The organism is Amycolatopsis sp. 195334CR (assembly GCF_017309385.1).
GTDB lineage: Bacteria > Actinomycetota > Actinomycetes > Mycobacteriales > Pseudonocardiaceae > Amycolatopsis.
The window spans coordinates 3978399-3994847 of record NZ_JAFJMJ010000001.1 but is presented as its reverse complement, the minus strand read 5'-3'; the positions used below and the strand labels follow the sequence as shown (position 1 = coordinate 3994847).

Sequence of the window (16449 nt, the reverse complement as noted above, 5' to 3'; positions counted from 1 at the left end):
GTCCACCGATCGAGCATGGGGCGAATTCTCGGCAGGGAGGAAACTCGATGGGCGCCCGTCAAACGTACGTCCTGGCCGCGGGCACGGCCTTTCCCGGGCCGCTGGTGGACAACGCGGCGCTGGCCGCCCGCTTCGGCACCACCGGCGCGTGGCAGCAGTGGGTGGACACCTTCATCGGCACCCGGACCCGCCACCTCGCGGTCGATCCGGAGACCGGCAAACCGCACGCGACGCTGGCCGACCTCGGTGAGGAAGCCGGGCGGCGGGCGCTGACCGGGGCCGGGCTGGCCCCCGGCGACATCGACCTGGTGGTGATGGGCAGCGCCACCCCCGACCAGCTGATGCCGGCCACGGTGAACCTGATCGCCGACCGGCTCGGCATCGACCAGGTGCCCACCTACCAGCTCCAATCCGGCTGCACCGGCGCGGTGCAGGCGCTCGACCTGACCCGGCAGCTGCTCTCCACCGGGCGCCACCGCACCGCGCTCGTGCTCGGCGGCGACGTCTGCGTGAAGCACCTCGACTTCGACACCGACTTCGCCGCGCTGACCCCGGCGCAGCAGGTGAACTTCATCCTTTTCGGTGATGGCGCGGGCGCGGCCGTGCTGAGCACCGAGCCGGGGCCGGAGGCGGTGGAACTGCGGCACGTGTTCGTCCGGCTGGTCGGCCTCGGCCGCCCGCCGGGGCAGGTGGTCGAGTGGTTCGGCGTGGCCGACCGGGACGACGACCGGGCGCCGGTGCTGGAGGACTACAAGGCCATCGAGGAGTCGGTGCCCGGCCTGGCCGCCGAGGCGCTGGAGGAGGTGCTCGGCGAACTGGACTGGTCCGGTGGCGATCTCGACTACCTGCTGCCACCGCAGCTGTCCGGGAAGATGACCGAGACCATCGTCGACCGGCTCGGTGTGCCGGACGCGCACGAGGTCAGCTGTGTGGCCGAGACCGGCAACGTCGGCAACGCGATGCCGTTCGTGCAGCTGGAGAAGGTGCTGCCGTGGCTGTCGCAGGGCGACCGGGTGGCCGGGATCGCGATCGAGTCCAGCAAGTGGATCAAGTCCGGCTTCGCGGTGGAGAAGATCTGATGGACTTCTTCACCGCCTACCGCGAGGGGCAGCTCGCCGGGGCCTACCACCGCGTGCCCGCGCTGCTGTCCGACCTCGCGCCCGCGGAACTCACGCGTGCCGGACGGCTGCTCGCCCAGTTGGACGTCGACGAGAACGAGGCGACCGTGGTGCGGGTGGCGATCACCGGCAACGGCACGCTGTCGCCACTGGTCCCGTCGCTGACCGCCGAGGTCGCCCGGCACGGGCTGCTGCTGCGCCCGACGGTCGGCGACTTCGGCGGTTACCTCACCGAACTGTCCGATCCGGACAGTGCCATCCACCGCGCCGAGGCCGAGCTCACCCTCTGCGTGCTCGACGCCGAGGCGGTCTTCGCCGAGGTGCCGGTGCCGTGGCGACCGGCCGACGTGCGCGCGGCGCTCGACGAGAAGCTGTCCATTCTGGACAAACTGGCGTCGATCTTCGAGGCGAACAGCAAGGGCACGCTGGTGCTGAACACGCTGCCGCTGCCCCACCGGTTCACCGCGCAACTGGTCGACCACCGCTCCCGCGCGGAACTCGGCGCGCTGTGGCGCGAGGCCAACGCGCGCCTGCTGCGCTTCGGCGAGCAGCACCCGGGCGTGCTGGTGGTCGACCTCGAACCGCTGCTGGCCGAAGGCATCCCGGTCGAAGACCCGAGGCTGGCCGTCTACGCGAAGATGCACCTGTCGGCGGAACTGCTCGCCCGCTACGCCCGCGAGATCGGGCACCTGGCCAGGAACACCGCCGGGCGCACGAAGAAGTGCCTGGTGCTCGACCTCGACGGCACGGTGTGGGGCGGCATCCTCGGTGAAGACGGTCACGACGGCATCGAGGTCGCGGAAAGTCACCACGGCGAGGCGTTCCGCGCGTTCCAGCGGGTGGTGAAGCAGATCGGGTCACAGGGCGTGTTGCTCGCCGTGGTGAGCAAGAACGACCTCGACCCGGTGCGGCGCGCGCTCACCGAGAACCCGCTGATGACGCTGGCGGAGGACGACTTCGTCCGGATCATCGCGAACTGGCAGCCCAAGCACGACAACCTCCGGCAGCTGGCCGCCGACCTCAACCTCGGCGTGGACTCGTTCGCCTTCGTCGACGACAACACGCTGGAATGCGGCCTGGTCCGCGACGAACTGCCGTCGGTGGCGGTGCTGCCGGTGACCGGGGACCCGGCGCTGCACGTGGGCACCCTGCTCGCCGACGGCTGGTTCGACGTGCGCGAACTGACCACAGAGGACCGCGCCAGGGTGGACAAGTACCGCGCGGAGCTGTCCAGAAAGGACTTCCTGGACAGCTTCGACTCAATCGAGCGGTACCTGGCCGAACTCGGCATCCGGGTGCGGTTCGCCCCGGCGACCGAGGCCGAGTTCCCGCGCGTTTCCCAGCTCTCCCTGCGCACCAACCAGTTCAACCTGACCACCCGGCGATTGCAGCTGCCGGAGGTCCGGGAACTGGCGGAGGACCCCGATCGGCTGGTGCTCGCCATCCGGTCGAGCGACCGGTTCGGGGAGAACGGTCTGGTCGGGGTGGTCTTCGCCCGGCGCGAAGCGCGGGCACTCCACCTGGAGAACTTCATCCTGAGCTGCCGGGTGTTCTCCCGCGGCATCGAGCAGGCGTGCCTGTCGGCACTGCTGCACCACGCCCGCGAACACGGCATCACCGAGGTGTTCGGCAGCTACCGGCCCACCGCGAAGAACGGCAAGGTCGCCGACTTCTACCCCCGCTACGGGTTCACCCCGCTGCCCGAGTCCGGCGGGGTCACCCGCTTCCGGCACGACCTCGGCGAGATCACCGAAGTCCCCGCCCACGTCGACCTCGACTTCCCAGGAGCACTCCAGTGAACACAGTGGACGATCTGGTCACGCTGGTGCGTGACGAGCTTGGCCTGCCGGTCACCACCTCCGACGCCGCACGCAGCCTGGACGAGCTGCCCGGCTGGGACTCGGTGTACCTGCTGTGGCTGCTGACCGTGGTGGAGAAGCGCACCGGCAAGCCGGTTTCCCTGCCGGACCTGCTCGAAGCGGGCAGCCTCGAAGACGTGTACTCGCTGGTGGCGGCATGAGGTTCCCGGCGATCGACCGAGAACGGCGGCACACGCTCTACTTCCTGCGCGAGATCCGGCGGTTCTCGCCGGTCTTCCTGGACACCGAGGTCGACATGACCGCGGTGACCGGCCACCGCGAACAGGCGAAGGCGGCGGGCACGCGGATCTCCGTGATCACCTACGTGGTGCACTCGGCCGCCCGCGTGCTGGCCGCGCACCCCGAAGCGAACGCGGCGATCCACGGTGGACTGTTCGCCAGGGTGGCCAGGTACGGCGGAGTGGCCGCGAAGGTCACCCTGGACAAGCGGGTCAACGGCAGGCGCGTCGTGCTGTCCACCGTGCTCGACGGAGTGCACGAGGAGGACCTCGCCGGGATCCAGTCCAGAGTGGACCACTTCCGCGACGGTGACGCGGAGACCATGCCGGAGTTCGCCGGGGCCCGCAAGCTGCACCGGCTGCCGCCGTGGCTCGGGCGCGTGCTGTTCGCGATGGCGGTGCGCCCGCTGGAAGTGCGGGCCCAGCGGTTCGGCACCTTCGCCGTCACCTCGCTGGGCCACCGCCCGGTGGACGGCTTCCACTCCGTCGGCGGCACCACCGTGACCCTCGGCCTCGGCCGGATCACCGACCGGCCGGTGGTGCGCGACGGCCGGATCACCGCCGCCCCGGTGATGCGGTTGAGCCTGGCCTTCGACCACCGCGTGATCGACGGCGCGGAGGCCGCGGACGTGCTGGCCGAGATCAAGCAGGGCCTGGAAAGTTTCCCCGCCCACCACCCCCACCGCCGAGAAGTCGCCCCGGTCGGCGGGACCAACGAATAGGAGCCAAGGATGACCCAGGATCCGGAGACGCCGGAGTTCCCGATGGCCCGCAGGTGCCCGTTCGACCCCCCGTCCGAGTACGCCAAGCTGCGCGAGACCGAACCGGTCAGCCGCGCGCAGCTGCCCGACGGCACCCCGGCCTGGCTGCTCACCCGGTACGCCGACGCGCGTGCCGTGCTGGCCCACCCCACGGTCAGCGCGGACATCACCAAACCCGGGTTCCCGCCGCTGATCCCGATCCAGAAGGACATCGTCAAGCAGGGGCACAAACCGCCGTTCATGCGGCAGGACCCACCGGAGCACACGCTGTACCGCCGGATGCTCATCCCGGAGTTCACCGTGCGGCGGATGAAGGTGCTGCGCCCGGCCATCGAGCGGATCGTCACCGAGCAGCTCGACCACCTGCTGGCCCAGCCCCAGCCCGCCGACCTGGTCACCCACCTGGCGCTTCCGGTGCCCTCACTGGTGATCTGCCGGACGCTCGGCGTGCCCTACGCCGACCACGAGTTCTTCCAGGACAAAACCGGCGTGCTGCTCTCCTTCGACAGCACGCCGGACGAGGTGGCCAAGGCGATGACCGAGATCAGGGCCTTCCTCGGCGACCTGATCAGCGAGAAGCAGCGCCACCCGGACGAGGACCTGGTCAGCAGCCTGGTGCACAACCACCTGGAGAAGGGCGAGGTCACCAGGGAGAACCTGCTGGCCACCATTCTGCTGCTGCTCAACGCCGGGCACGAGACCACGGCGAACATGATTTCCCTCGGCACGCTGGCGCTGCTGGAAAATCCCGACCAGCTGGCCGCGTTGCGCGCCGACCCGGGACTGGTCGGGTCCGCGGTCGAGGAAATGCTGCGATACCTGAGCATCGGCGACATCGTGCCGGCCCGCATCGCCACCGAGGACATCGAGCTGGGTGGAACAACGATCAAGGCGGGCGAGGGCCTGATCGCGCTCCTCGGGGCCGCGGACTGGGATCCTGAGGTTTTCCCCAGTCCTGAGGTGTTCGACATCCAGCGGGGTGCGCGTCATCACATCGCCTTCGGTTACGGGGTGCACCAGTGCGTCGGGCAGAACCTCGCGCGCCTCGAACTGGAAATCCTGTTCCGCGAGCTGATCTCGCGCATTCCCACGTTGCGCCTGGCCGCGCCGGTGGAGGACCTGCCGTACAAGCGCCAGGGCGCGGTCTACGGTTTGCACGCCCTGCCGGTCGCCTGGTAGGGCGCGCATCGGGTGAACTTGTGAGTGAGAATCGAGAATTCCGGCCTTCGCCCCCCACGGAGCCAGACCACGCGGTACGCTGACGAAGTCGGCCACCCCCCTCGGCCGACCTTGAGCCCCCGGCGCCACCTCCCCCTCGAGCGCCGGGGGCTTTCTCAACCGCCCGACGAGCCATAACCCCTGTTATGCCAGGCGAATCCGTGGTGCCGGCTCGGCACGCAGGTCCAGCGGCAGGTCGTTGCGGCGTTTCACGTTGAGCTTGCGGTACACCCGGGTCAGGTGCTGTTCCACCGTGCTCGCGGTGATGTGCAACTTGCCGGCGATCTCCCGGTTCGTGTACCCGATCACCGCCAGTGCCGCGACCCGGCGTTCCGAACTGGTCAGCGAGGTGATGCCCGCGGTGTCCTCACCGGCACCGGCCCCTGTGGACAGATCGCTGCTGGAGGACAGCAGCTCCGCGCACAGCGGTTGCGCGTCGCACACCTTCGCCAGGTGCCACGCCCGCCGGAACACCTTCCGCGCCCGCCGCTTGTCGTCGGCTTCGTAGTGGACGCGGCTCAAATCGACCAGCACGCGCGCCTGTTCGTAGCAGTCACCGGCCGATTCGAACAGTTCCAGTGCTTCGGTGAGCAACGGCAGGCGCCGCGGTGACGGGCTCAACGCCGCGAGCAGGCGCAGGGACGCCCCGCGCGTGCGGAAGCCGTCGGTGCCCGGTTGGGCCAGCTGGTCGTGCACGAGCAACCGCGCCTGCTCCAGATTGCCCAGTCGCAGCCACGCTTCCGCGGCCGAGGTGCGCCACGGCACCAGTCCGGCCACCTCCAGCCGCCAGCCCTGCATGAGTTCCCCGCAGGACAGGAAATCCGCCAGCGCGGCGTGGTGGTGGTTGGTGGCCAGGTAGTAGTTCCCGCGGGCGTACAGGTACGGCAGCCCGTACCGGCTCTGGAACATCGCGTCCGGCACGGTGTAGGTGACCAGCTGCGCGGCCTCCTCGAACCGGCCCATCCGGGTCTTCGCCAGGATCAGGCTGCCCAGCGGCAGTCCGATCGCGACGCCCCACGACTTGCGGGCCATCTGGGTCAGCGCGAGTTCGGCGTGTTCGGCGGCCGCGGCCAGTTCGCCCTGGCGCACCGCGATGGTGGCGCGGGCGCTGGCGAACATCGCCCGCCACACCGGGGCCCGCCGCTGTTCGGCCGCGCTGAGCAGCCGATCGCACCAGTCGGCCGCGTTCTTCGCCCGGCCGGCGGTGATCAGCACCAGCAGCGCGAGCATGGCCGACTCCTCGGCCCACGAGGTGCTGCGGTTCAGGTCGATGTCACGCAGCACCGCTTCGGCCCGGTCGACCGCCTCGTGGCTGCGCCCGCGCGCGAGCACGTCGGCCAGCATCGCGGTGGACTGCAGGCCGGGATCGGCCTTCGGGGTGACCAGCGCGGGCTGCGGCCCGGCCGGGTGCGCGGGCGGGCGACGGCTGGCCAGCGGCGGGTGCACGCTGGTCAGCCACAGCTCCGTGTGCCGCAGTTCGGCCGCGGCCTCGGTGTGCTGCTCGCGCACCGAGGAACGCAGGCGGTCGAGCAGGTCCATCGCCTCGTCGGCGCGGCCGTGCCAGAGCAGCTGCCGGATCAGCACTATGCAATCGCGCCGGTTGAGCTGGTCGGCGCGCATGGCCGCGGCGAGCGGGGCGAGGTGCTCGGCCGCTGCGGCCGGGTTCACCTGCCATTCGGCGTAGGCCAGCCGGGCCCGGATGGCCGCCCGGTCCTCCTCCCCGAGGCTGGCGCGGTGGGCCAGCCGCAGCGAGTCGGCGGCCAGCTCCATCCGGTCGGACAGCAGCGCCTGTTCGGCCGCCTCCAGCAACACGGTGACCGCCCACGGCGGCTGGACGTCGCCGGCCTCGATCAGGTGACCGGCCACCGTCATCGCGGACGCGCCCACCTCCTGCAGCAGGCGCGCGGCCCGCCGGTGCAGCTCGATCCGGTCGTCCGGGGCGAGGTCGTCGAGCACCGCCTGCCTGCCGACCGGGTGCCGGAAGGCGCCGGTGTCGAGCAGCCCGGCCGCGGTCAGCGCGGCGCAGCTCTGCCGCACCACGTCCGGTTCGGCGCCGGCCAGCGCGGCCAGCGTTTCCGGGGAACCGTCCCCGCCGAGCACGGCCACCGCGCGGGCCACCCGCGTCCGGACCGGGTCGCCGCGGTGCAAGCAGCTCAGCACGGCCAGGCCGTAGCCCTCCGGCCGGGCGGTGCCCAGCTCGCGGTGGTCCTCGGCCAGCGAGGCCAGCAGCAGCGGGTTGCCGCCGGTGGCGGCGTGGAACTCCGGCGCCAGTCCGGCGGGCAGGTCGGCGCGCCGCGCCAGCAGCCGCGCCACCCCCGCTTCCGACAGCGGGCCCACCCTGATCCGCTGGAAGTGCGGCTGGCGCAGCAGTTCCGCGCCGAACGGGCGCTGCGACGGCACCGGATCGGTGTCGTCGGTCAGCACCGCCAGCACCCTGGCCGAGCGCAGGCGCCGGATCAGGTACAGCAGGCACTGCAGCGACAGGGTGTCCACGTGCCGCAGGTCGTCCACCCCGATCAGCAGCGGGTCGAGCGCGGCGAGTTCCAGCAGCGCCAGCGAAATGCCGTGGAACACCTGCCCCAGTTCCGGCGGCTCCGGCCGGGACCGGGCGGCGAGCGCCTCCGCCACGCCCTCGTCGAGCAGGCGCACCAGCCGCCCGTGCAGCTCCGCCGGCAGCACCGCGCTGTGCACCAGCTGGCTGATCACGCCGAACGGCAGCGCCCGCTCGGACCGCGAGCACAACGCGCTCAGGAATAGCACACCCGATTTCTGCGCGCGTTCGGCGAACACCCGCAGCAGTTCCGTTTTCCCGCTCGCGGCCGGGCCGTCGAGTAGCGCGACCTGACCTTTCCTGACCAGTGTTTCGTTGAGCAGCAGCCCGAGTACGCGCAGCTGCTCCTCTCGTTCCACCAGTTCCATCGCCATCCCCCCGGATCGCTCGGCACCGCACAACGGTGCTGCTTTCCTCCTGCTGACAGCAGCGCCTCGTTGCACCGTTGAACAAACTAGCAACTTTCGTAGGAAAGTCGGCGAAACCGACCCATTGGCCGGAAATTCGGCACACATCGACCCGGGCCAGTCCGGCGAACTGATGATCCTGCACTAAGTCGGATTACCCCGAACGGCCGAGTCATTCTCGGTGCACGTTCGATTATTTTCCGTACTGGAACCCGTCCCGATCAGGCCGGGAACGCGACCGCATTAGCGCGCGACACGACCAGCGAGCGGGGCTATCCCGACAGCTGGACCGTAACCGGTTGGTTATAAGGATTTTCTAAGTAAATAATTGACCAAGCGCGTTAATCACCCGCCGAACCCCTTCACACGATGTTGAGCGTTCGGTAAGCTTTCTGAGAAAGTCCGCCCCGATCGGGCGCTGCAGGCCAGTCAAGAATTGGGCAGAGCTGTCCACGAAATACACCGACCGAGGGCGGACGGTCATGCGATTCAATGTGCTTGGTCCGCTGGAGATATTCTCCGGCGATATTCCGATCGGCATCAGCGGGCACAATCGGCGGGCGACGCTCGGCTTTTTGCTGTTGCACGCGAACAACGTGGTGGCGACCAGCAGGCTGCTGCAGGCGGTGTGGGCCGGTGACGCCCCGCAAACCGCGCGCAAGATCCTGCACAACGCGATCGCCGACCTGCGCGGGGTGCTCGCCGCCGCCGGTCCCGGTGCGCCCGACCTGCTCACCAGGGCACCCGGCTACCTGCTCCGGATCGACCCTCGGCAGGTCGACCTGTACCGCTTCCACGAACTGGTCGAGCACGGCCGCGCCGAGCTGACCGCCCGCTCGTTCGACACCGCGGCGGCCACCCTGCGCGAGGCGCTCGCGCTGTGGCGCGGGCCCGCGCTGGCCGACCTGGTCGAGTCCGGGATCCGCTGGCCCGAACTGCTCACCGTGCAGAACGCCAAGCTCGCCGCGATCGAGGACTGCATGGAGGCCGAGCTGGCCGGTGGGCGCCACCACGAGGTGATCGGCGAACTCGAAGCCATCGCCGAGGCCGAGCCGCTGCGGGAACGGCTCGCCGGGCAGCTGATGCTCGCGCTCTACCGGTGCGGCAGGCAGGCCGACGCGCTGACCGCCTACCGCCGCACGCGCACCGCGCTGGTGGACAGCCTCGGCCTCGATCCCAGCCGCGACCTGCAGGCGCTGGAGCGCGCCATCCTCAACCACGACGCGTCGCTGGCGCTGCCCGCCCCGCGCGGCGAGACCTCGCCCGAGCTGGCCAGCATCGCGCGACTGGAGTTCCCGGTGGTCCCGCGCCCGAGCGTCACGCTCGAACGCAAGCGGATCAGCGCGATGCTCGTGCGGGCCGACCCGGATCCCGGTACCGACGACCCCGAGGACCTCGGCGACCTGCACGACGAGCAGAGCGAAGTGGTGCACACCGAGGCGAGGCGGTTCGGCGGCAGCGTCCGCGGTTCGATCGGCTCGACCTGGCTGGTGGTGTTCGGCGTGCCGCGCACCGGCGAGCACGACGCGGTCAACGCCGTGCGGACCGGGCTCGCGCTGCGTGACCGGCTCGACCGCGCGCACGCCACCGTCACCACCGGCGACGCGCTCGTGTCGCTGTCCGGGCGACGGGCACCCGAGGTCTCCGGCGGCCTGCTCGAAACCGGACTGCGACTGCTCGCGCGCACTCCGGCCGGCGAGGTCCGGGTCTGCGCGGCGACCAGGGCCGCGACCGGGCACGCGTTCGAGTTCACCGTCTCCGGCGAGAGCGCGCGGGTGGACGGGACGCTGGTCAGCACCGAGCCGGGCGCCGGGCAGCTGATCGGCCGGGATCGCGAACTCGGCAAGCTGCACGGGCTGCTCGAAGAGGTGCGCCGGTGGCAGCGCGCGCACCTGGTCGCGATCCTCGGCGAACCGGGGATCGGCAAGAGCAGGCTGCTGGCCGAGTTCGGCCGTTCGGCCCAGGAACTCCGCGAGCCGGTGCGGGTGGTGCGGGCCCGCGGCGGGGAACCGCTGGCGGTGTTCGCCGAACTGGTGCGGTCGTGCGCCGGGATCGACACGGGCGGCTCGTTCGGGGCCATGGCCGCGCAGCTCGCCGAAACGGTCCACCGGCTGGTGGGCAGCGGGCCCCCGGCCGCCTGGGTGGCCGCGCACCTGCGCACGCTGGTGTGGGAGCCGGGCAGCGCGGCGCTGGCCGAGTCGGTGCTGTGCTGCCGCGCGCTGCTCGAAGCCGCCGCGGCCAGCGCGCCGCTGGTGGTCCTGCTGGACGACCTGCACCTCGCCGGGGAGCCGGTGCACCGGTTCGTCGAGGACCTGGCGCAGCGGTTGCCACTGCTGGTGGTCACCGCGGGCAAACCGGAACCGGCGCACCGCGACACCACCACGATGACGCTGGAGCCGTTGTCCGACGCCGCCACCACGCGCCTGCTCGGCACGCTGACCGGGCAGCCTTCCCGGCGGTACGAGCGCTTGGTCCCGCGGATCGGTGGCAATCCGCGGATCGCCACCGAGTACGCCAGGGTGCTGCGGCAGGAGACACCGGGGGCCACGCCCTCACCGGCGTGGCTGGCCGCGGCCACGCGGTGGGCGGTGTGCGCGGCCCCGGCCGTGCCACCCGCCGTGCACGCGATGCTGGCGGCACAGCTCGATTCGCTGGCTCCGGCGGAGAAGGCCGTGGTGCAGGACGCGGCCGTGCTCGACGACCCGTTCACGCCGGAGGCCGTCGCCGCGCTCGGCGGGAGCGATCCGAGCGACGTGGTGAAGCCGCTGGAGGCACTGGCCCGGCGGGACCTGCTGCGCGCGCACCGGCGGCTGGCCGACGGCATCCGCGTCGAATATTCGTTCCGGAGTCCGCTCCTGCGTGAGGTCGCCCGTTCACAACTGCCGCGGCGGGTGCTCGCGGAAAAGCAGGCACGCGCGGGTGACTGGGTCACCCCGGAAGAGGCGTCCTCCTGTTCCTGACCGGTTTTTCCTCCCAGGGAAAAGGTGGTGTGCCGGGCTCCTGCCGCCGGTGACACTGATCCGCGTGCCCCACCGGAACCGGGGCACCATCCCGAATTCGAGAAACTGGGGGAAAAATGAAGCGAATGATCCTCGTCGGTGCCGCACTGACCGCCGCGGCACTGGGCGCCTTCGCCGGTCCGGCGTCCGCGGCCGCCGACACGCCGGACGGAAAGCGTTGGTACATCGGCAGTGGTGACAGCTGGGGGCACGTCACCTGGGACGACAGCAACGGCGGTGACGACCGCGACATCCTGTGCCTGACGGACCACCTCTCACCGGCCGGGACGTCCGTCGGGCTGACGGTGCGATTCGGTTCCTGGAAGGAGAGCACCCACGCCTACAACGGCAACACGAGCTGCATCGACCTGCCGAACAGTTTCACGAACGGTGACACGGCCACATTCGACGCCTGTGGCTGGAACAATGGAAACCAGGTGTTCTGCCGGGAAACCACGAAGGTCGTCGAATAGGCCGTCGGCCTAAGCGATGCGGAGGCGGTGGGCGAGGGCGGTGTGCCTTCGCCCGGCGCCGACCGTGCGCACCGCCTGCCCGATCGCCTTCTTCGAACCGACCAGCACCACGAGCTTCTTCGCCCGGGTGACCGCGGTGTAGAGCAGGTTGCGCTGCAACATCATCCACGCGCTCGTGGTCAGCGGAACGACCACGCACGGGTACTCGCTGCCCTGCGAGCGGTGGATGCTCACCGCGTAGGCGTGGATCAGCTCGTCCAGTTCGGCGAAGTCGTACTCGACGTCCTCGTCCTCGTCGGTGCGCACCAGCAGCGTCTGCTCGTCGAGGTCCATCGCGACCACGACGCCCTGCGTGCCGTTGAACACGCCGTTCGCGCCCTTGTCGTAGTTGTTCCTGGTCTGCGTGACCTTGTCCCCCACCCGGAAGACGCGCCCGCCGAACCGCCGTTCCGGCACGCCCTCCTTCGGCGGGGTGACCGCCTCCTGCAGCAGGGAGTTCAGCGCGCCCGCCCCCGCCGGGCCGCGGTGCATCGGCGCCAGCACCTGCACGTCGCGCCGCGGGTTCAGGCCGAACTTCTTCGGGATGCGGCGGGCCACCACGTCCACGGTCAGCTTGGCGGCGTCCTCGGGGTCGTCCACGTCGAAGTGGAAGAAGTCGGACAGGCCCTGGGTGATCGGGTAGTCGCCGCCGTTGATCCGGTGCGCGTTGGTGACCACACCGGATTCGCCCGCCTGGCGGAAGATCTGCGTCAGCCGGACGTGCGGCACGGGCGTGCCGGGCGCCAGCAGGTCGCGCAGCACCTCACCGGCACCGACCGACGGCAGCTGGTCGACGTCGCCGACGAGCAGCACGTGCGCACCCGGCGGAATGGCCTTGAGCAGCTTGTTCGCCAGCAGCACGTCGAGCATCGACGCCTCGTCGACGACCACCAGATCGGCTTCGAGCGGCCGGTCCTTGTCGTAGGCGGCGTCCCCGCCCGGTTTGAGTTCCAGCAGCCGGTGCACGGTCGCGGCCTCGTGCCCGGTCAGCTCGGTGAGCCGTTTGGCGGCGCGGCCGGTGGGCGCGGCCAGCAGCACCTTGGCCCGTTTGGCGGTGGCGAGCGTGACGATCGAGCGCACGGTGAAACTCTTGCCGCAGCCGGGGCCGCCGGTGAGCACGGCCACCTTCTCGGTCAGCGCGAGCCGGACGGCCTCCTCCTGCGCCGGCGCCAGTTCCGCCTTGGTCTGCCGGTGCAGCCACGCCAGCGCCCTGCCCCAGTCGACGTCGGCGAACGCGGGCAGCCGGTCGGCGCTGGTGCGCAGCAACCGCATCAGCTGCCCGGCCAGCGACAGCTCGGCGCGGTGGAAGGGCACCAGGTAGATCGCGGACACCCGGTCGTCGCCGTCGGGGAGTTCCTCGCGGACCACGCCCTCCTCGTCGACCAGCTCGGCCAGGCAGTCGATCACCAGCCCGGTGTCCACCTGGAGGATCTTGATCGCCTCGGCGATCAGCTCGGTGTCGGGCAGGTAGCAGTGCCCGCCGCCGGTCGCCTCGGACAGGGTGAACTGCAGGCCCGCCTTGATCCGTTGTGGACTGTCGTGCGGGATGCCGACCGCCTTCGCGATGGTGTCGGCGGTCTTGAAGCCGATCCCCCAGACGTCGGTGGCCAGCCGGTAGGGCTCCGTGCGCACCACGTCGATCGAGCGTTCGGCGTACTGCTTGTAGATCCGCACGGCCAGCGAGGTGGACACGCCGACGCCCTGCAGGAAGACCATCACCTCCTTGATCGCCTTCTGCTCCTCCCAGGCGTCGGCGATCAGCTTGGTGCGCTTCGGGCCCAGCTTCGGCACCTCGATCAGCCGTTCCGGGTGGTGCTCGATCACCTCGAGCGAGTCCACCCCGAAGTGCTCGACGATCTTGTCCGCCAGCTTCGGCCCGATGCCCTTGATCAGCCCGGAGCCGAGGTAGCGGCGGATGCCCTGGATGGTGGCGGGCAGCACGGTCCGGTAGTCCTCGACGTGGAACTGGCGGCCGTACTGCGGGTGCGAACCCCAGCGGCCGCGCATCCGGAGCGCCTCGCCCGGCTGCGCGCCGAGCAGCGCGCCGACCACGGTGACCAGGTCGGCGCCGCGTCCGGTGTCCACCTTCGCCACGGTGTACCCGGTGTCCTCGCTGGCGAAGGTGATCCGCTCCAGCGTCGCCTCGAGCGTGGCGTGACGGAACGGCTCGGTCATGCCCGGACCCTACTAAGGCAGACTCCCGGTGGTGCGAAAGATATCGGTGATCGGGATCGGGGCGGGCGACCCCGATCAGCTGACCGTGCAGGCGATCCGCGAGATCGAGCGGGCGCGGGTGTTCTTCGTGCTGGACAAGGGCGCGGCCAAGCGCGACCTGGTCGACCTGCGCGAGGGCATCCTGGACCGCTACGGCCGTGACTACCGGGTGGTGCACGCGCAGGACCCCGACCGCGACCGCCGTCCGGCCGACTACCGGGCCGCCGTCGCCGACTGGCACCGGTTGCGCGTGGAGCTGTACACCCGGCTGATCCTCGACGAACTGCCCGAGGACGGCCACGGCGCTTTCCTCATCTGGGGCGACCCGGCGCTCTACGACAGCACGATCACCCTGGTCGAAGCCGTTTCGCGGCGGGTGGACCTCGAATATTCGGTGATCCCCGGGATCAGCAGCGTGTCCACGCTGGCCGCGCGGCACCGCATCACGCTGAACCGGATCGGCGAACCGGTGCAGTTCACCACCGGGCGGCGCCTCGCCGAGGACCGGCCGGGCGACGCCGTGGTCCTGCTCGACGCCCACTGCACCTTCCGGCAGTACTACGGCGAAGACCTGGAGATCTTCTGGGGCGCCTACCTCGGCACGGACGACGAGATCCTGCTGGCCGGTCCGCTGGACGAACTCGGCCCGGAAATCGAACGCCGCCGAGCCGAGGCGAGGTCCGAAAAGGGCTGGATCATGGACACCTACCTCCTCCGCGCGCGAAGCTAGTTTCCTCCCCACCCCCGCCGGGTACGCGAATCACTGGACACGATCTCCAGGAGGCAGGCGTAATGGCACGCAAACGGGTGGTCGTCGTCGGCGGCGGGTTCGCCGGCTACCACGCGGCGAAGGCACTGGCCAAGGAACTGAGCCGGGACGAGCACGAGATCGTCCTGGTCAACCCCACCGACTACTTCCTCTACCTACCGCTGCTGCCGGAGGTCGCCGCGGGCGTGATCGATCCGCGGCGCGTGTCGGTGTCGCTGCCCGGCACGCTGCACGGGGTGCGGCTGGTCCTGGGCGAGGTGACCGACGCCGACCTCGGCGCCCACGAGCTGACCTACCTCGATCCCGAGGACGAGGAGCACAAGCTCGGCTTCGACAAGCTCGTCCTGGCCGCGGGCAGCGTGAACAAGCTGCTGCCGATCCCCGGCGTCACCGAGCACGCGCACGGCTTCCGCGGCGTGCCGGAGGCGCTGTACCTGCGCGACCACGTCACCCGGCAGATCGAGCTGGCCGCCGCCACCGACGACCCGGTCGAACGCGCCGAGCGCTGCACGTTCGTGGTGGTCGGCGCCGGGTACACCGGCACCGAGGTGGCCGCGCAGGGACCGGCGTTCACCAAGGCGCTGGCCGCCCGGCACCCCGAACTGGCGGACCAGCCGATCCGCTGGCTGCTGCTCGACCTGGCGCCGAAGGTGCTGCCGGAGCTGGACCCGCGCCTCTCGCGCACGGCCGACCGGGTGCTGCGCGACCGCGGGGTCGAGGTGCTCATGGAGACCTCGATCGACGAGGCCCAGCGCACCGGGGTCAAGCTCACCAACGGCGAGTTCGTGCCGTCGCGCACGCTGGTGTGGTGCGTGGGCGTGCGCCCGGACCCGCTGGTCTCCGGGCTGGGCCTGGACACCGAGAAGGGCAGGTTGGTCACCGACGCCTGCTTGAACGTGCCCGGTCACCCGGACGTGTTCGCCTGCGGTGACGCCGCGGCCGTGCCGGACCTGACCAGGCCCGGCGAGATCACCACGATGACCGCCCAGCACGCGCAGCGGCAGGGCAAGCTCGCCGGCCACAACGTGGCGGCGTCGCTGAAGGGCGGGCAGCTGAAGAAGTACCGCCACCGCGACCTCGGCTTCGTGGTCGACCTCGGTGAGTGGCAGGCGGCCGCGAACCCGTTGCACATCCCGCTTTCCGGCTTCCCGGCGAAGGTGGTCACCCGCGGGTACCACCTGATGGCGATGCCGGGCAACCGCGTGCGCACGGCGGTCGACTGGGCACTGGAGGCGCTGGGCAAGCGGCAGACCGTGCAGCTGGGCCTGGTGCGCTCGGGCACCGTGCCGCTGGACACCGATTCGCCGGAGCTGCCCCGGCTTCGCCGTTAGCTCTCCGGGAGCGGCGCGAGCACGTTCTTGGCCAGGTGCTGGAACACGATCGAGGTACGGAAGCTGACGATCTCGCGCCGCTTCGCCAGGCGGTCCACCAGGAACGAGTGCAGGTGCTCGTTGTCCTGCGCGCTCACGTGCAGGAGGAAGTCGTCGCTGCCGGCGGTGACGAAGATGGAGAGCACCTCGGGCAGTTGCGCCACCGACTGCCAGAAGGTGTCGATCACCGTCCGGCTCAGCGGGCGCACCTGCGCGGTGACCAGGGCCTGCACGCCGCGGTTGAGCGCGGGCAGGTCGATGTCCGCGTGATAGCCCCGGATCACCCCGCGTTCACGCAGCAGCCGCGTGCGCTCCAGGCAGGTCGACGGCGCGATGCCGATCTTGCGGGCGATGTCGCGGTTCGACTGCCGTGCATCCTCCTGCAGAAGCCGGACGATCGCCGAATCAAGTTCGTCCAGCATGCCCTGTGCC

12 protein-coding genes are annotated in these 16449 nt (G+C 70.7%); 9 read left to right on the top strand and 3 right to left on the bottom strand.

From position 1 onward, the window contains the following. Positions 1-47: 47 nt before the first annotated feature. The 5 genes from JYK18_RS19470 to JYK18_RS19450 are packed head-to-tail and all read left to right on the top strand — an operon-like array spanning position 48 to position 5156. Positions 48-1079: a 3-oxoacyl-ACP synthase III family protein gene (locus JYK18_RS19470; RefSeq protein ID WP_206803385.1), complete on the top strand. Its 1032-nt coding sequence runs from the start codon at positions 48-50 to the stop codon at positions 1077-1079. Next, on the top strand, positions 1079-2917 hold the full coding sequence (locus JYK18_RS19465) for an HAD family hydrolase (RefSeq protein WP_206803384.1): 1839 nt from the start codon (positions 1079-1081) through the stop codon (positions 2915-2917). Before JYK18_RS19470 ends, JYK18_RS19465 begins: the two co-directional genes overlap by 1 nt. Further along, entirely contained in the window at positions 2914-3138 is a 225-nt protein-coding gene (locus JYK18_RS19460) for an acyl carrier protein (RefSeq protein ID WP_206803383.1), read from the top strand. The genes JYK18_RS19465 and JYK18_RS19460 overlap by 4 nt, the downstream gene beginning before the upstream one ends. Beyond that, on the top strand, positions 3135-3938 hold the full coding sequence (locus tag JYK18_RS19455) for a 2-oxo acid dehydrogenase subunit E2 (RefSeq protein ID WP_206803382.1): 804 nt from the start codon (positions 3135-3137) through the stop codon (positions 3936-3938). The genes JYK18_RS19460 and JYK18_RS19455 overlap by 4 nt, the downstream gene beginning before the upstream one ends. 9 nt (positions 3939-3947) lie before the next feature. After that, the gene (locus tag JYK18_RS19450) at positions 3948-5156 is read left to right on the top strand and encodes a cytochrome P450 (protein ID WP_206803381.1); all 1209 of its coding nucleotides are present in this window, start codon (positions 3948-3950) and stop codon (positions 5154-5156) included. 183 nt (positions 5157-5339) lie between these two features. On the opposite strand, the gene JYK18_RS19445 is transcribed toward JYK18_RS19450, so the two are convergent. After that, the gene (locus JYK18_RS19445) at positions 5340-8114 is read right to left on the bottom strand and encodes a LuxR family transcriptional regulator (RefSeq protein WP_206803380.1); all 2775 of its coding nucleotides are present in this window, start codon (positions 8112-8114) and stop codon (positions 5340-5342) included. Between the two features lie 521 nt (positions 8115-8635). On the opposite strand from JYK18_RS19445, the gene JYK18_RS19440 reads away from it, so the two are divergent. Next, on the top strand, positions 8636-11113 hold the full coding sequence (locus tag JYK18_RS19440; protein WP_206803379.1) for a BTAD domain-containing putative transcriptional regulator: 2478 nt from the start codon (positions 8636-8638) through the stop codon (positions 11111-11113). A 125-nt stretch (positions 11114-11238) separates the two neighbouring features. Continuing rightward, positions 11239-11625 carry a hypothetical protein gene (locus tag JYK18_RS19435; protein ID WP_206803378.1) on the top strand — a complete coding sequence of 129 codons (387 nt, stop codon included), beginning with the start codon at positions 11239-11241 and terminating at the stop codon, positions 11623-11625. A 9-nt stretch (positions 11626-11634) separates the two neighbouring features. On the opposite strand, the gene JYK18_RS19430 is transcribed toward JYK18_RS19435, so the two are convergent. Further along, a complete protein-coding gene (locus JYK18_RS19430; RefSeq protein WP_206803377.1) occupies positions 11635-13839 on the bottom strand; it encodes an ATP-dependent RecD-like DNA helicase in 2205 nt (734 codons plus the stop codon). Positions 13840-13870: 31 nt separating this feature from the next. Here JYK18_RS19430 and cobF point away from each other — a divergent pair, with 31 nt between their 5' ends. Both cobF and JYK18_RS19420 read left to right on the top strand, forming a co-directional pair. After that, positions 13871-14608, top strand: a complete 738-nt coding sequence (gene cobF / locus JYK18_RS19425; protein ID WP_206803376.1) for a precorrin-6A synthase (deacetylating) — start codon at positions 13871-13873, stop codon at positions 14606-14608. A gap of 62 nt (positions 14609-14670) precedes the next feature. Further along, positions 14671-15978: an NAD(P)/FAD-dependent oxidoreductase gene (locus tag JYK18_RS19420; RefSeq protein ID WP_206803375.1), complete on the top strand. Its 1308-nt coding sequence runs from the start codon at positions 14671-14673 to the stop codon at positions 15976-15978. Here the strand turns inward: JYK18_RS19420 and JYK18_RS19415 are convergent. Further along, positions 15975-16436, bottom strand: coding sequence for an Lrp/AsnC family transcriptional regulator (locus tag JYK18_RS19415; protein WP_206804344.1), 462 nt, complete (start codon positions 16434-16436; stop codon positions 15975-15977). The two genes, JYK18_RS19420 and JYK18_RS19415, sit on opposite strands and share 4 nt — an antisense overlap. Positions 16437-16449: the final 13 nt, after the last annotated feature.

Excerpts from the sequence above, each read along its gene's own strand:
- JYK18_RS19470 (WP_206803385.1), top strand. The coding sequence starts at position 48 with ATGGGCGCCCGTCAAACGTACGTCCTGGCCGCGGGCACGGCCTTTCCC.
- JYK18_RS19465 (WP_206803384.1), top strand. The coding sequence starts at position 1,079 with ATGGACTTCTTCACCGCCTACCGCGAGGGGCAGCTCGCCGGGGCCTAC.
- JYK18_RS19455 (WP_206803382.1), top strand. The coding sequence starts at position 3,135 with ATGAGGTTCCCGGCGATCGACCGAGAACGGCGGCACACGCTCTACTTC.
- JYK18_RS19450 (WP_206803381.1), top strand. The coding sequence starts at position 3,948 with ATGACCCAGGATCCGGAGACGCCGGAGTTCCCGATGGCCCGCAGGTGC.
- JYK18_RS19445 (WP_206803380.1), bottom strand. The coding sequence starts at position 8,114 with ATGGAACTGGTGGAACGAGAGGAGCAGCTGCGCGTACTCGGGCTGCTG.
- JYK18_RS19440 (WP_206803379.1), top strand. The coding sequence starts at position 8,636 with ATGCGATTCAATGTGCTTGGTCCGCTGGAGATATTCTCCGGCGATATT.
- JYK18_RS19435 (WP_206803378.1), top strand. The coding sequence starts at position 11,239 with ATGATCCTCGTCGGTGCCGCACTGACCGCCGCGGCACTGGGCGCCTTC.
- JYK18_RS19430 (WP_206803377.1), bottom strand. The coding sequence starts at position 13,839 with ATGACCGAGCCGTTCCGTCACGCCACGCTCGAGGCGACGCTGGAGCGG.
- JYK18_RS19420 (WP_206803375.1), top strand. The coding sequence starts at position 14,671 with ATGGCACGCAAACGGGTGGTCGTCGTCGGCGGCGGGTTCGCCGGCTAC.